Here is a 16147-nt window from a genome sequence, read left to right as displayed (position 1 = left end):
GGCGCATGAGCACGACAGACGAATCCAACCAGCCGCAGGCGGCTGCGAAATCCGCCCGCGACTGGGTCAAGATCCTGGCCCAATACCGCGACCCCAGCCCCCTGCGCAGCAGCTTTGAGCTGGCAGTGACGGTCGTGCCCTTCCTGCTGCTCTGGGCCCTGGCCTGGTGGTCGCTGTCGATCAGTTACTGGCTGACGCTGGCCATCTCCGTTCTGATCGCCGCCTTCCTGCTGCGGCTGTTCACCATTCAGCACGATTGCGGCCATGGCTCCTTCTTCAGCAACCGTCGGCTCAGCGACTGGACCGGTCGCATCATCGGGGTGCTGACCCTCACGCCATATGATGTCTGGCGGCGCACTCATTCGATCCATCACAGCACCCATGGCAATCTGGGCAAACGCGGCATGGGCGATATCCACACCATGACCGTGGCCGAATACCACGCCGAAAGCCGCTGGGGCCGGCTGATGTATCGGCTCTATCGCCATCCGGTGACGCTTTTTGCCATCGGCCCCGGCTATCTGTTCTTCCTGCAAAACCGTATCCCCTACGGGCTGATGGGCCAAGCCCGCTACTGGATCAGCGCCATGGGCACCAATCTGACCATTATTCTGGCGCTGGCGGTGATCTGGTATTTCGGCGGGCTGATGCCGCTGCTGCTGATTTTTGTGCCCGCCACGCTGCTGGCTGCCACCGCCGGGCTGTGGCTGTTCTACGTCCAGCATCAGTTCGAGACGACACAGTGGGAACAGGAAGAGGACTGGCACCTGCATGACGCCGCCCTGCACGGCAGCTCCCATTATGTTCTGCCGCCGGTGCTGCAATGGATCAGCGCCAATATCGGCATCCACCACGTTCATCACCTTTATAGCCGCATTCCCTTCTACCGGCTTCCCCAGGTGCTGCGCGACCATGCCGAACTGGCCGAGGGCAACCGGATGACCATCCGCGAAAGCCTTGCCAATGCGCGGCTGCACCTCTGGGACGAGAAGACCAAGCGCCTGCTGTCCTTTGCCCAGGCACGCCAGCTCTACGGCTGACCCTCACCGGCGCCCAGGCGCCGAAAGAACGGCAGACTTCCGCCACTCACGGTCTCACCGGGCTACACAACCCTGTGAGACCGGCTGAATTTCGCGACCTGCCCCTAGGAAATTCCGCAGCACTACCTAGTTTGCCAACTAATGCCCGAGCAGACTGTCGAAGGATACCATGAGCAACTTTCGTATGACCCGCCGCGCTGCCCTCACCGGGATTGGCGCCACATTGGCCACCCCGGCGCTGCTGCGCGCCCAGTCGAGCGACGCCTTTCCGGTGGAAGAGCCAAAGATCGAAACCGAAATCCCGGTGAAACGCAATATTTCCTCCTTCCAGCAGCAGGCCTGGCAGGATCACTTCGATGATCTGGGCGTGGGCTGCATGTTGGCCGATATTTCCTCGCGCGCGCTGCATTACTGGGGGCCGGATGGCGAGACCTACCGGCTGTTCCCCTCCTCGGTGCCGATGACCGAGGAGCTGACCCGACGCGGCTATACCGAAATCGTGCGCAAGGCGGAGAACCCCAGCTGGACTCCAACCGCCTCCATGCGCGAGCGTGACCCGACACTGCCGGTCCGCATCGACGGCGGCGACCCGGGCAACCCGCTGGGCACACGTGCGATGTATCTCGACTGGCCGGCCTATCTGGTGCATGGCACCCATGACACCCGCAAGATCGGACGGCAAAGCTCCTCCGGCTGCATCGGCCTTTACAATCAGCACGTCGAATCGCTCTACGAGATGGTGAAGATCGGCACAAAGGTGCGCCTGCTCTGATCCATCCGCCCGCAGGCGGCGGCCGGTCAAGTATCCGTCGGCCTGAGCGCCGGTCGGCCACCATGGCAGATCCCCGCGCCACGCGGATGTCATAACAAAAACGCGCCTCCGGCAGACCGGGGCGCGTTTTTTACTCTTTGGCGGGTCGCTTTTTCGACGGCAGGCTTTGCGCCGGAAGCATCGCCGGCTCAGCAAATGCGGATCCCGGTCAGCGACGCCACGGATGGCGGGTTAGACCTTGCCCTCCGCCAGACTTAAATGATCCGGCTTCAGCCCATCGTCATAGCGCTGGATCGCCTTTGTTAGAAGCGCCTCGAAATCGCGGACATATTGCTCGGTATCATACAGCGGCGTGGTGGCGATATTCGCCTTCAGCTTCTCGCGCAGCGCCTGTCGTTCCTCGGCGTTCCGGGCCAGCCGCAGCGCCAGCGCGCGATACTCCTCCTCCGTCTCGGCAATCAGCTCAGGACAACCCACGGCGGTGACGACGCTCGCCGCGACCCGCGCCGCAAACTGCTGCCCCGGTTTGGTCACCACCGGAACACCCGACCACAGCGTCTCACTCGCCGTGGTGTGGGCATTACAGGCAAAGGTATCAAGAAAGATATCCGCCAGCGGCAGACGCGCAATGTGATGGGGAGTAGGACAACGCCCGGCAAAGACGATCCGGTCCGGCGGCACGCCACGAGCCTCCGCCTCCTTGCGGATGTTATCACGGATCACACCAGGCACCGCAAGGAACCACAGGACACTGCCATCGACCTCCTTAAGCAGGTCCATCCAGATGTCGAACTCCGCCGGGGAAACCTTGTTATGGTTGTTGAACGAACAGAAAACCACCGCATCCTCGGGCAGCCCCATATCCGCGCGGGTCGGTCCGGTCTCGGGATGGGGACGACTGTTGTCATTTACCTGATAGCAATTCGGCATATACAGGATTTTTTCTGAGAAATGGCGCCGCCCCTCTTTTGTTACGGTGACAGCGTCAGCGACGAAATAGTCCATCGCGGGCATTCCCGTGGTGCCTGGGTAGCCGAGATAGGAGATCTGCACCGGTGCCGCGCGAAAGCCGAATATCGTTGGCCTTGCGTCTTTGGTGTAGCCTTTCAGATCGATCGCGATGTCCAGACTGTCCCCCCGGGCCAGCTCCGCGACATCCTCGTCTTTCAGGTTATGGATCGGCCGGTAGCAGTCGGCAGCGTCGAGCACGCGCTGACGCATGACATCGCTTGGTTCGCGGCTGTAGTCATAGATGTAGATTTCGTAGTTATCACGGTCATGCAATTCGAAGTGGCGCGCCATCAGGAACATGGTCGCGTGATTGAAGAAATCGCAGGAGAAATAGCCAATCCGGATCTTGCGACCAGCCACCGGAGTCCTGTTGAACTTACGGGCCACTTTCCGTTCGGAAATCGTCACCTTGTTCTTCGTCTTGCTCACCACGCGTTTCTTCTGCAACGCGGCGTCATCGACATAGAGCAGCGTGGTGAACGGATCGCCGTTGGCCGGGTCGTTATCGAGGATCCTCAGCTTGTTCTTCTGATCCTTGTAGACGGTCCAGTCGCAAAGGTTCATCTGCGACTGCACAAGCCGGGAGACATTCATCGCATTTTCCGGGTCGATCTGATAAACCGCCTCAAAGAAGCCAACGGCATCTGTCAGCTTGTCCATCAGAAACAGAATGGTCCCGATCGCGCTGAGCCATTTCGGATTGGTCGGCTCAAGTTTAAGCGCACCCATAAGATGCTTCAGCGCCAGTTCGTATTTTTTCTCCTGCATGAAGCTGGAAGCAATCTCCGCATGCAGCGTCGCGTTGTCCGGCTCAAAGGCAAGCGCGCGGGTCGCAAAGTCGCGCGCGCGTGGATAGTCAGCCTCGATAAAGGCACGCCCCGCCTCTGCTTTCAGCGCCAGCGCCGGCGATGGCGCCGGAGTTTCCAGCCTGCGACGCGCTGATTTCGGAAGATGTTTGGTGCGCAATGGCTTGTTCATCGAAAGTCTGCCCTCAGCTGATCATCCATGGCGGGCGATGCACCACGGTTTTTGACAAATTTCGGTCAGTTTGGAAGAAAATGCCTAAGAAACGGTTCACTTACAGCCAGATGGCGCCCCTTGCGTCAATGCCACGGTCAACCATCGGCAAACGCCGCCGGACCGACATTTCTGCACAGCAGCTTTGCACCGCTGCGGCTTGCCCTGCTGCCCTTGGGTCGCTAGAAAATAAACAACCGTTCAATTCATGACGACCCCGGCGGGTCAGATCCGGGCCGGGCCGCGTTCACATCAGGGAGGATATGCTGTGGATTTCGCATTGACCGAGGAACAGACCGCCATTTTCGATATGGCTTTCGCCTTTGGACAGGAGCATATCGCCCCCTTCGCCCGCCAGTGGGAGGCCGAAGGCACCATTCCGAAATCGCTCTGGCCGCAGATCGGCGAGCTGGGGTTCGGCGCGCTTTATGTCTCCGAGGAAACCGGCGGCGCGGGGCTGTCCCGGCTGGATGCCACATTGGTCTTTGAGGCGCTGTCGATGGCCTGCCCGTCTGTTGCCGCCTTCCTGTCGATCCACAATATGTGCGCCAAGATGCTCGACAGCTTTGCCAGCGACGAGATGAAGGCCCGGATCATGCCCGACATTCTGTCGATGCAGACCGTGCTCAGCTACTGTCTGACCGAACCCGGCTCCGGCTCCGATGCCGCCGCCCTCAAAACCCGCGCCACCAAGACCAACGAGGGCTACACCCTCAACGGCACCAAGGCGTTCATCTCCGGTGGCGGCTACTCTGACGCCTATGTCTGCATGGTGCGCACCGGCGAAGACGGCCCCAAGGGGATCTCCACCGTCTATGTCGAAGATGGCACGGCGGGCCTCAGCTTTGGCGGGCTTGAGGAAAAAATGGGCTGGAAGAGCCAGCCCACCGCGCAGGTCCAGTTCGACGACTGCACGATCCCGGCCAATAACCTGGTCGGCGAAGAAGGCAGCGGCTTCAAATACGCGATGAAGGGTCTCGACGGCGGGCGCCTGAATATCGCCTCCTGCTCGCTCGGGGCCGCGCAGCAGGCGCTGACCATGACCCTGAAATACATGTCCGAACGCAAGGCCTTTGGCAAAACCATCGACCAGTTCCAAGGCCTGCAATTCCGCCTCGCCGATATGGAAATCGAATTGCAGGCGGCCCGTGTGTTCCTGCGTCAGGCGGCGTGGAAGCTGGATCAGGGCGCGCCGGATGCCTCCAAACACTGCGCGATGGCAAAGAAATTTGTCACCGAAGCAGGCTCCAAAGTGGTGGATCAGTGTTTGCAGCTGCATGGCGGCTATGGCTATCTTGCCGATTACGGCATCGAAAAACTGGTGCGTGATCTGCGCGTCCACCAGATCCTGGAAGGCACCAATGAAATCATGCGGGTGATTACCGCGCGCCATATGCTGGCGGAAAACCACTGAGGCCGACATGAGCGATATTGATATCCGCATCACCGGCCGCGCCGGGCGGATCACCCTGACCCGTGGCAAGGCGCTGAATGCGCTGAGTTATGACATGTGTCTGGCGGTCGATGCCGCCCTCAGGGCCTGGGCAACGGATGACGCGGTCGATCTGGTGGTCATGGACGCCGAGGGCGAAAAAGCCTTCTGCGCCGGCGGTGACATTGCCGAACTCTACCAGACCGGCACCAGTGGCGATTACGACTATGGTCGCCGGTTTTGGCGCGATGAATACCGTATGAACGCCCGGATCTTCGAATATCCCAAACCGGTGGTCAGCTTCCTTCAGGGGTTTGTCATGGGTGGCGGCGTCGGTCTTGGCTGCCACGGCACCCATCGCATTGTCGGCGACAGCACACGTATTGCCATGCCCGAGGTCGGCATCGGCCTCATCCCCGATGTGGGCGGCAGCCTGATGCTGGCTCTGGCGCCCGGTCGGCTTGGTGAATATCTGGGCCTCACCGGTGCGCGCATGACGGCGGCGGACGCGATCTACGCAGGCTTTGCCGACCATTACATTCCCGAGGTCAGCTGGCCTGCGCTGATTTCGGAGCTTGAGCAGACCGGCCGTGCCAAGAGTCTCGAAAGCAGCGCAGAGACCGCCCCCGAAGGGCAGCTGGCCGCGCTGCGTGCCGACATTGACCGCAGCTTTGGCGGCGAGGCGCTTGGCGATATCCTGACGGCGCTCAATCATGACGCCAGCAGCTTTGCCGAGGACACGCTGAAAACCCTCCGCCGCAATTCGCCGCTATCAATGGCCTGCACCGTCGAGCTCCTGCACCGGCTGCGCCTTGGCAGCATGAGTATTCGCAAAGCGCTGGAACTGGAGTATCGCTTTACTCACCGCGCAATGGAAAAGGGCGATTTTCTGGAGGGCATCCGCGCCCAGATCATTGACAAGGACCGCCAGCCCAAATGGCAATATGCAGATCGTGAAGTGCCTGCTACCGCTGTCAGCCAGATGCTGATGCCACTGGCCCGCGACACGCTGCAGTTCGAGGAGGAGTAAGACATGAACATCGGATTTATCGGTCTCGGCAATATGGGGGGCCCAATGGCCGCCAATCTGGCAAAGGCAGGCCACACCGTCACCGGCTTTGACATGGCGGATGTCTCGATCGAGGGCGTCACCATGGCGGCCTCCGCCGCTGAGGCCGCGACCGGCGCAGAGGTGGTGATCACGATGCTGCCCAACGGCGAGATCCTGCGCTCGGTTGCCGATGACGTGATCCCCGCAATGGCGACCGGTGCTACATTGGTTGACTGCTCTACCGTCGACGTCGACAGCGCCCGCGCGGTCGCCGATCGTGCCGGGTCGGCCAATCTGATGTTTGTCGACGCCCCGGTTTCCGGCGGTATTGGTGGCGCATCGGCCGGCACGCTGACCTTCATGGCCGGTGGCAGCCAGGCCGCCTTCGACGCAGCCAAGCCGCTGTTTGACGTGATGGGACAAAAGGCTGTGCACTGCGGCGATGCCGGCGCCGGTCAGGCCGCCAAGATCTGTAACAACATGATCCTCGGCATCACCATGATCGGCACCTGCGAGGCCTTTGCCCTTGCCGACAAACTGGGTCTCGACCGTCAGAAGATGTTCGATGTGGTCTCCACCTCCTCTGGCTACAGCTGGTCGATGAACGCCTATTGCCCGGCGCCGGGGGTTGGCCCGCAGTCGCCTGCCGATAATGACTACAAACCCGGGTTTGCCGCCGAGCTGATGCTGAAAGACCTGCGTCTGGCCCAGCAGGCCGCCCATAGCGCCGATGCCGACACGCCGATGGGGGCGCTGGCGCAGGCGCTTTATTCCATGTTTGTTGAGGAAGAAGGCGGCGCAGGCAAGGATTTCAGCGCCATGCTGCCGCGCTTCGCGGCCCGCAGCCGCCACGATTGATCCGACAGCTGAGCCTTTTGTCTCCGCCAGATCCGGCCCCCCGTGACCTGACGCCTGACTCAGGGTTCGTAAAAAACATCCAGGCGCCGCACCCATTCCGGGCTGCGGCGTTTTTCTCTGATTTGGCGTTATTCACGCATTTTGATGCTGCCCCCCTCAGGCGCTTTACAAGCGGGGGAATTAAATAAAATGATCAACAGTTTGTCGGGAAACCTTCGTTAACAGGCAATTAATTAACAGATCCTCACATTAGGAAATGTAAAATTATTATTTTTACGCAGGGCGACGCGTTAACTTTTTCCTAGACGCATGAATATTCATATGTCAACCTACGAATAGATCAGCCAAATATCTGATCCCCCCTGACGATGCGGCTAAAAACGGCCACTCTCTCTGGAAGCAATCCGGGCCCTATTTCGTTAATTGGCAGTAGGCCGATGGCGTATAGACATTAATACAGCAATTATCAGGAAAGGACCGACCTATATATAAGCGACACTTTGCGAATACGTAAGAAACGACACTGAACCCCCACCGGTATCGTCTATTTCGTCGCATTTACACAGGTTCGCTTGGCTTCTGAGAAGAAGACTTCCACGCCAATTGGATTAAACGATTTTGGTTTGCGGCATCTGCTGCCTGCGCCCCTCGTCCGCAGGCTCTCCCCCACCCCCCCGAAGGGTGCCGCGCCGTCCCAATCCAGCTCTGTGGAAAGCGCCGCTGACAGAATGTCGGCGGCGCTTCGTCTTTTTAGGCTTCGTCGTTTCAGGATACCGTTTCGCAGGACACTGGCAGGATCGGCTCAGCGCGACAGGGACTATGTCCCGCCACAGACTGACGGCCGCGCCTGGCGGATCACTCCGCCGCCAGGCTGCGCGCCTTCAGGATATCCTTCAGGTAGTGGCCGGTATGGCTGCCTTCGGTGGCGGCAACCTCCTCGGGTGTGCCTGCGGCCACGATCTGACCGCCGCCGTCACCACCTTCAGGACCGATATCAATGATCCAGTCGGCGGTTTTGATCACATCGAGGTTATGCTCGATCACCACGACGGAATTGCCCTGATCGACCAGCTCATGCAGCACTTCCAGCAGCTTGCGCACATCCTCGAAATGCAGACCAGTGGTCGGCTCGTCCAGAATATAGAGCGTCCGCCCGGTTGAGCGTTTGGCCAGTTCCTTTGACAGCTTGACCCGCTGCGCCTCGCCGCCGGACAGGGTGGTCGCCTGCTGGCCCACCTTGATATAGCCAAGGCCCACCCGCATCAGCGCATCCATCTTGTCACGGATGGACGGCACCGCCTGGAAGAACTGCTGCGCATCCTCCACCGTCATATCCAGCACATCGGCAATCGACTTGCCCTTGAACTGGATCTCCAGCGTCTCACGGTTATAGCGTGCGCCCTTGCAGGTTTCGCATTCGACATAGACATCCGGCAGGAAGTGCATCTCGATCTTGATCACCCCATCACCCTGACAGGCCTCGCAGCGACCGCCCTTCACGTTGAAGGAGAACCGGCCCGGTTTGTAGCCACGGGTTTTGGATTCCGGCAGCCCGGCAAACCACTCGCGGATCGGGGTGAAGGCCCCGGTATAGGTCGCCGGATTTGAACGCGGCGTGCGCCCGATCGGGCGCTGGTCAATGTCGATCACCTTATCCAGATGCTCCAGCCCCTTGATGGTTTCACAGGGGGCCGGGGTCTGGCGTGCGCCATTCAGGCGCATGGACGCGGTCTTGAACAGGGTTTCAATGGTCAGCGTGGACTTGCCGCCACCAGACACGCCCGACACACACAGAAACTTGCCCAGCGGGAACTCTGCCGTGACGTTCTTGAGGTTGTTGCCGGTGGCCTTGACCACCTTCACCGATTTGCCATTGCCCTTGCGGCGCACCGATGGGACCGCAATCTCGCGTGTGCCGGAGAGATACTGCCCGGTGATCGACCCTTCATCAGCGGCAACCATCTCCGGCGTGCCATGGCTGACCACCTGGCCGCCATGCACCCCGGCACCCGGACCGATGTCAAAAACATAATCCGCCTCGCGGATCGCATCCTCGTCATGTTCGACAACAATCACCGTATTGCCCTGATCGCGCAGGTTCTTCAGCGTCTCCAGCAGCCGGTCATTGTCGCGCTGATGCAGCCCGATAGAAGGTTCATCCAGCACATAGAGAACGCCCGTCAGACCAGAGCCGATCTGCGACGCCAGACGGATCCGCTGGCTTTCGCCACCGGAGAGCGTGCCGGCATTGCGGCTGAGCGTCAGATATTCCAGACCGACATTGTTGAGGAACCCCAGACGTTCGCGGATCTCCTTCACGATGGCGCGGGCGATTTCCTGTTTCTGCGTCGACAGGTGGTTGGGCACATCCTCGATCCAGGCCAGCGCCTCGCGGATCGACATCTGCACCACCTGCCCCACATGCAGCCCGGCGATCTTGACCGCCAGCGCCTCTTCGCGCAGTCGGTAGCCTTCGCAGGTGCCACAGGGGCGGTTGTTCTGATAGCGTTCGAACTCCTCGCGGATCCAGCTGGAGTCGGTCTCGCGGTAGCGACGTTCCATATTGGGAATCACCCCCTCAAAAACCCGCGTCACCTCATAGACACGACCGCCCTCATCGTAGCGGAACTTGATTTCCTCATCGCCAGAACCGTGCAGAAACACCTGCTGCACCTTATTGGGCAGGTCCTTCCACTTGGTGTTCTTGTCGAACTGATAGTGCTTGGCGATGGCTTCGATGGTCTGCAGGAAATAGGGCGATTTACCCTTGCGCCAGGGCGCCAGCGCGCCGTCATAGATCTTCAGGTTCTGATCCGGCACCACCAGCCGCTCGTCAAAGAACAGCTCAACCCCCAGACCGTCACATTCCGGGCAGGCCCCAAACGGCGCGTTAAAGGAAAACAGCCGTGGTTCGATCTCGGGAATGGTGAAGCCGCTGACCGGGCAGGCAAAATTCTCGGAAAAAGTAATCCGCTCCGGCGTCGGCGCTTCTTCGCCCTCGGCCGCACGCGGGGCGGTTTCCAGAATGGCGATGCCATCAGCCAGATCCAGCGCTGTGCGCAGGCTGTCGGCCAGCCGGGTTTCCAGCCCCTCACGGACCACCAGACGATCAACCACCACATCAATGTCATGGCGGAACTTCTTGTCCAATGTCGGCGGTTCATCCAGTTCGTAGAATTCGCCATCCACCTTCACGCGCTGGAAGCCCTGTTTGCGCAGCTCGAGGAACTCCTTGCGGTACTCCCCCTTGCGGTCCCGCACGATGGGCGCCAGCAGGAAACCACGGGTGCCCTCCTCCAGCGTCATGATGCGATCGACCATATCCTGCACCTGCTGCGCCTCGATCGGCATTCCGGTGGCCGGCGAATAGGGCGTGCCAGCGCGGGCAAACAGCAGACGCAGATAATCGTAGATCTCGGTCACGGTCCCCACAGTCGAACGCGGGTTCTTCGAGGTGGTCTTCTGCTCAATGGAGATCGCAGGCGACAGGCCGCTGATGTGATCCACATCCGGCTTTTCCATCATGTCGAGGAACTGGCGCGCATAGGCCGACAGGCTCTCGACATAGCGGCGCTGGCCTTCGGCATAGATGGTATCAAACGCGAGGCTGGACTTGCCCGAGCCCGACAGGCCGGTGATCACCACCAGCTGATCGCGCGGGATATCCACGTCGATGTTTTTCAGGTTGTGCTCGCGCGCGCCGCGCACTTCGATCGATTTCAACTCAGCCATACTGCCCCCAGATTCAACGCCAGCCGCCCTTGCGACCGGTGTCCGACCCTACAGATAGGGACTGCGCGCCGAGTCTCCAATAGAAAAAAGAGAACAGAGAGCGAACGCCTTCAGATAGCTGCCCTTTGCGCCCGCCGCCGGGCCAGCATCACATGCACGGCCAAGCCGCCAAGGAACAGCAGCAGCGCCATCCCCATCATCCCGTGGTATCCGCCAAGCGCAACAGCCGCCACCATCAGCGGCGTGCCAATGGCATTGCCCATATTGCCGGCCTGGCTCATCGCGCCATTGGATTGCGCCTGCTCTGCCGCCTCAGCATTCAGCTGCGGCACCGAGGCAAAGCTGGCTCCCTGCACCAACCCAAAGGCCACCGCCAGCGCCATGCAGGCCAGCGGCAGCCCCGGCATCAGCAGCAGCCAGACGGCGCCACCAGCGGCCAGCAGGAACCCGGCCTGCACCACCCGCACCGCCGCCACCCGGCGCAGCAACCAGACCCCGAGCGTCATCGAGGTGGCAATGCTGACCAGCGGCATGGCGCTGACCACGCCGACCCGTACGTCCGCATCCAGATGCGGCGGCAGGACCGTCAGCAGCGCCACGAAACAGGTGGTATAGAACAGCCAGCCCGCCGCCGGGGCCACTTTGGCCGGAGAGCGGTAGATCTCAAGATGCAGGCCCGGCAGCTCCGCCAGCTTGGGCAGCGGCAGACGCGGCGGCACCTGCACCGATTTGAGCACCCGCCCCAGCACCAGCGCCAGCACCGCCATCACCAGCGCATGGGCGCCAAACAGCGACAACAGGCCGAACCCGGCAACCAGCGGCAGGCCGAACCAGACCAGCAGTGCAAAGGACACACCGAAGAAGGTGCTCCAGATCGACAGCGCCGTGCCACGGTGGCGCGGGCTACAGATCTGCGGGATCAGTGTTGGGGCTGCCACCACGATCCCCAGATGCGACAGACCTTCGATCAGCCGTGTTGCCAGAAACAGACCATAAGGCAGATGCAGCGCCTGAAGCGCCGACATCGCCGCCCCGATCCACAGCGCCCAGACAAGGCTGCGGCGATAGCCGAAGGAGGCGACAAACCCGCCCGCAACCACGCCCAGCAGAATGCCCAGCACCCCGACCATGGTCACCGTCAGGCTCAGCGATGACCCCGCAGCCGGATACAGCAGCCCCAGCTGATCAAAAATGATCGCGATCTTGCCGTATTGCGCCGCTGCCCCCAGACCGGCGACCCAGATGATCATCACCACGCCCCAGCGGGTCTGCGGTTCCTGGAGGTGGGGGGTGTTCATGGGGCTGCCCTCATTGCAATTGCGCCTGGCGCTTGGAATCCGCCAAAACCGGTCGAAGCGCATGGCATAGCGCGCCCCACTGCAAAGTACCAGCCGAGCGATACATCAAACACGACCCCCCGGACGCAGAAACGCCCGAAGCATGGCCTCGGGCGTTTCTGTCATCTCAATCAATCAGGCCAAAAGACCAGATTACATATGGATCACCCGATCAAAGGCATCGAGCACGCTCTCATGCATCATCTCGCTCAGCGTCGGATGCGGGAAGACGGTGTTCATCAGGTCTTCTTCGGTGGTCTCCAGCTGGCGACCCACCACATAGCCCTGGATCATCTCGGTCACCTCGGCGCCAACCATATGGGCCCCCAGCAACTCGCCAGTCTTGGCGTCAAAGATGGTCTTCACCATGCCCTCGGCCTCCCCCAGCGCAATCGCCTTGCCATTGCCGATGAAGGGGAAGCGGCCGACCTTGATATCATAGCCCAGCTCCTTGGCCTTGGCTTCGGTATAACCGACAGAGGCGACCTGCGGCTGGCAGTATGTGCAGCCGGCAATGCTTTCCGGCTTCACCGGATGCGCGTGCTTGCCCGCGATCAGCTCGGCCACCATGACGCCCTCGTGGGACGCCTTATGCGCCAGCCAGGGCGCCCCTGCGATATCGCCGATGGCATAAAGCCCATCGACACCGGTGCGGCAGTATTCATCGGTCACGACATGGGTCCGGTCGACCTTCACGCCCAGACCTTCCAGCCCCAGCCCCTCGACATTGCCAACGATGCCCACGGCGGAAATCACGGTGTCAAACTCCTGCTTCTCCACCTTGCCGCCGACCTCAATATGGGCGGTGACTTTGCCCTTGCCGCGGTCAAGCTGCTTGACCATGGCTTTCTCCATGATCTTCATGCCCTGTTTGACAAAGGCCTTCTTGGCAAAGGCGGAGATTTCCGCGTCCTCGACCGGCAGCACCCGGTCCATCACCTCAACAACCGTGGTGTCAGCGCCCAGCGTGTTGTAGAAGCTGGCAAATTCAATGCCGATGGCGCCGGAGCCGATGACCAGCAGCTTCTTCGGCATCCGCACCGGTTGCAGCGCGTGTTTGTAGGTCCAGACCAGATCGCCGTCCGCTTCCAGCCCCGGCAGCTCGCGCGCACGGGCGCCAGTCGCCAGCACGATATTCTTCGCCGCCAGTTCCTGCGTGCCCTTTTCGGTTTTCACCGACACTTTGCCCTTGGCCGGGATCGTCGCCTCGCCCATGACCACGGCAATCTTGTTCTTCTTCATCAGATGGCCAATGCCGCTGGACAGCTGCTTGGCCACCCCGCGCGAACGTTTCACCACAGCGTCCAGATCATAGCCGATGTTGTCTGCCTTCAGGCCGAAATCCTTGGCCCGCTCCATCAGGTGGAACACTTCCGACGAGCGCAGCAGCGCCTTGGTCGGGATGCAGCCCCAGTTCAGGCAGATGCCACCCATATGTTCACGTTCGACAATGCAGGTCTTCAACCCCAGCTGGGCGGCACGGATGGCGGCAACATAGCCCCCCGGCCCTGCGCCGATTACGATCACGTCATAGGTTTCTGCGGCCATGGTGGTTCCTCGCCATACTGGATCAAAAACTAGTTCACCGTTAAACTATTTCTCGCGGCACTGCAATCACACTATGCAACCGCATAGGAGCCATGCAAGAAACAGCGACGCCGCACCCCGTTCCTTGGGGCGCGGCGCAAAAACAGTGTCAGGGCAGGATGCGTTTCAGGCAAGCCCGAAAGGCAGCCGCCTCAGCCTGCTGCCTGAAGACTGCGCATGGTGCTGCCATAGCCACCGGCCATGACGTAATCCATTTCCGGCGCGGTGCTGCTGCGCGCCAGCGCCTCGTTCCGATAGGGGAAACGGCCGAACTGGCGGATCACCTCGCGGTGGGCGCGCGCATGCAGCAGATTGGATGCACCGTTCATGGGCATCCGCTCCAGCATCAGCCGCACGCAGCGTTCCTGATCGCACAGGTTCTCCGAATGCATCAGCGGCAGGTAGAAAAACTGCCGCTGCGGTTCGTCGATCTTCATGTCCCAGGACTTGCTGATCGCACATTTCGCCGCCGCCAGTGCCAATGTATCCGACGAGAAAGCCTGCGCCTGCCCCCGGAACATGTTGCGCGGAAACTGATCGGTCAGGATGATATAGGCCAGAACCCCCTGCGGGCTGCTGCGCCAATGGTCGCATTTGCCGGCACAGGCCGCCTCCCATGTTGGCTGAAACCGGCGCCGGATCTCCTCATCCAGCGCGTCATCCTGCATGTACCACCCCTTCTCTCCCGTGCTTACAAGCCAGAAGTCCAGGATCTCCTCGGGACCTGTCATAGGTCTGCCTCCACATAGATACCGTTCTGAAATTCAGACTTTTTTGCAGAGATTTTACAAGGGCAAGCCCGTCACGATTTGCGTCATACACGACAGTTTCGTGAAAAACTTGCCACAGTTCCCGTGAGTTAGCGCAATCAGCTCGCTTCGGCGGCGGCTTCTTGCTCCTCGATGTCCGCCTCGATGGCATATTCCTGGGCGAACTCAACCGCAACAGGAGAGGCCGTCGGCGACATCGCAGACATGATCCCGGTCTCTTCGGTGGGAATCGCCGGGCGCTGGGTTGTGCGATAGGCAGCATAGACCGCCAGCATCAGCAGCAGCAGCGCGGTAAATAGGAAGAACCCCGGCGCACCAAAGACCTCATCCCCCATCAGCCAGCCGGTGATCAGCGGCCCGGCGACAGCGCCCAGCCCGTTGATGAACACCAGCCCGCCCGAGGCCGCCGCCATGTCGTCATAGTCGAGATAATCGTTGGTATGGGCAATCAGCAGCGAATAAAGCGGGTTGGTCATGCCCCCGATCAGGAAGGCCGCAATCAGCAGGAAACGGAAATCAGCCCCCAGGATCATCGCCCCGATCGCAGCACCGCCGGCAACCGCCGCGCCAAACAGGATCAGGATCCGCCGGTCCATCCGGTCCGACATCCACCCCAGCGGGTATTGCATCAGCACAGCCCCCACATAGAAGGTCGCAACGAAGATCGAAATCTGCGTCAGGCTCAGCCCGGCCGCAGCGCCATAGACCGCGCTCATGCCAAATTGCGCCGAGAACACGCCCCCCAGCAGGAACATGCCCACGCAGCCCAGCGGCGAGGCATCCATCAGCTGGCGCAGGGTCATCGGCTTGGTCCGGTCAAAGGCCGGGGTTGGCGAGATCGACAGCAGAATGGGCGCAAAGGAGACCGAAACCACCACCGAGGCGATGACAAAGGTCTCATAGCCCGAGGGATCGCCGACCAGCAACAGCGCCTGCGCGCTGACGATGCCGATCATCTGCACGATCATATAGAGCGACAGCGCCTTGCCCCGGTTGGCATTGTCAGAGGCATTGTTGAGCCAGCTTTCGGCGGTGACATACACGCCGGAGAAACAGAAACCGATCAGCACCCGGCCCAGCATCCAGGCCACCGGGTTGGTGATTGCCGGATAAAGGATCATCACCGCCGAGATGAACGAGGCCAGCGCCGCAAAGACCCGCACATGGCCGACCCGCCGGATCATCTCCGGCGCCAGACGCGATCCGCCCAGAAAGCCGACAAAATAAGCCGACATGACAAAGGACATCTCGAGGGTAGAAAACCCCTCGATCTCGCCCCGAACGCCCAGCAGGGTCCCCTGAAGACCGTTGCCGACCATCAGCATACCCATACCCAAAAGCAGCGCCCATGCGCTCGACAGCACCTGCCACATTGCCCGTCTCTCCTACTTCGCTTGTCCGTACCAGAGCGCGCCGAACGGGCTCTGGGCCCGCTCCGGGGTCCTGGTGAATTGGTCACGGGCATCGCAATCGCCCGGCGCCGTTATGAACAGGGTCTTATGGCAGCTTCATGACCAAGAGACCCCAAAAACCGGGTGTG

Annotated in this window: 11 protein-coding genes; 5 read left to right on the top strand and 6 right to left on the bottom strand. The window is 60.9% G+C overall.

The features are described from left to right. Nucleotides 1–5: 5 nt before the first annotated feature. Nucleotides 6–1040 (top strand): fatty acid desaturase, encoded by a 1035-nt coding sequence (locus VXL81_RS07820; RefSeq protein WP_416538825.1) that lies wholly within the window; start codon nt 6–8, stop codon nt 1038–1040. 169 nt (nt 1041–1209) lie between these two features. Next, nucleotides 1210–1812 carry a L,D-transpeptidase gene (locus tag VXL81_RS07815; RefSeq protein ID WP_340545730.1) on the top strand — a complete coding sequence of 201 codons (603 nt, stop codon included), beginning with the start codon at nt 1210–1212 and terminating at the stop codon, nt 1810–1812. Nucleotides 1813–2043: 231 nt separating this feature from the next. Here VXL81_RS07815 and VXL81_RS07810 read toward each other — a convergent pair whose 3' ends face one another. Next, entirely contained in the window at nt 2044–3801 is a 1758-nt protein-coding gene (locus VXL81_RS07810; RefSeq protein ID WP_416553662.1) for a UDP-N-acetylglucosamine-peptide N-acetylglucosaminyltransferase, read from the bottom strand. A 307-nt stretch (nt 3802–4108) separates the two neighbouring features. On the opposite strand from VXL81_RS07810, the gene VXL81_RS07805 reads away from it, so the two are divergent. From VXL81_RS07805 to mmsB, 3 genes are read left to right on the top strand one after another with little or no spacing between them, the layout of a single operon-like run. Beyond that, the gene (locus tag VXL81_RS07805) at nt 4109–5254 is read left to right on the top strand and encodes an acyl-CoA dehydrogenase family protein (RefSeq protein ID WP_416553660.1); all 1146 of its coding nucleotides are present in this window, start codon (nt 4109–4111) and stop codon (nt 5252–5254) included. A gap of 7 nt (nt 5255–5261) precedes the next feature. After that, on the top strand, nt 5262–6302 hold the full coding sequence (locus tag VXL81_RS07800) for an enoyl-CoA hydratase/isomerase family protein (RefSeq protein ID WP_416538869.1): 1041 nt from the start codon (nt 5262–5264) through the stop codon (nt 6300–6302). A 3-nt stretch (nt 6303–6305) separates the two neighbouring features. Next, nucleotides 6306–7181 carry a 3-hydroxyisobutyrate dehydrogenase gene (gene mmsB / locus VXL81_RS07795; RefSeq protein WP_416534844.1) on the top strand — a complete coding sequence of 292 codons (876 nt, stop codon included), beginning with the start codon at nt 6306–6308 and terminating at the stop codon, nt 7179–7181. An 855-nt stretch (nt 7182–8036) separates the two neighbouring features. On the opposite strand, the gene uvrA is transcribed toward mmsB, so the two are convergent. From uvrA to VXL81_RS07770, 5 genes are all read right to left on the bottom strand, one after another. Next, nucleotides 8037–10913, bottom strand: a complete 2877-nt coding sequence (gene uvrA, locus VXL81_RS07790; protein WP_416553658.1) for an excinuclease ABC subunit UvrA — start codon at nt 10911–10913, stop codon at nt 8037–8039. 110 nt (nt 10914–11023) lie between these two features. Then, nucleotides 11024–12274: an MFS transporter gene (locus VXL81_RS07785; protein WP_416545970.1), complete on the bottom strand. Its 1251-nt coding sequence runs from the start codon at nt 12272–12274 to the stop codon at nt 11024–11026. A gap of 129 nt (nt 12275–12403) precedes the next feature. Then, entirely contained in the window at nt 12404–13798 is a 1395-nt protein-coding gene (gene lpdA / locus VXL81_RS07780) for a dihydrolipoyl dehydrogenase (RefSeq protein ID WP_340545737.1), read from the bottom strand. 191 nt (nt 13799–13989) lie between these two features. After that, nucleotides 13990–14568 carry a DUF924 family protein gene (locus VXL81_RS07775; protein ID WP_416545972.1) on the bottom strand — a complete coding sequence of 193 codons (579 nt, stop codon included), beginning with the start codon at nt 14566–14568 and terminating at the stop codon, nt 13990–13992. A 137-nt stretch (nt 14569–14705) separates the two neighbouring features. Next, nucleotides 14706–15980: an MFS transporter gene (locus VXL81_RS07770; protein WP_340545739.1), complete on the bottom strand. Its 1275-nt coding sequence runs from the start codon at nt 15978–15980 to the stop codon at nt 14706–14708. Between the last annotated feature and the right edge of the window lie 167 nt (nt 15981–16147).

The organism is Phaeobacter sp. JH204B (assembly GCF_048055755.1).
Taxonomy (GTDB): domain Bacteria; phylum Pseudomonadota; class Alphaproteobacteria; order Rhodobacterales; family Rhodobacteraceae; genus Phaeobacter; species Phaeobacter bryozoorum.
This window is presented reverse-complemented; position numbering and strand designations above follow the sequence as displayed.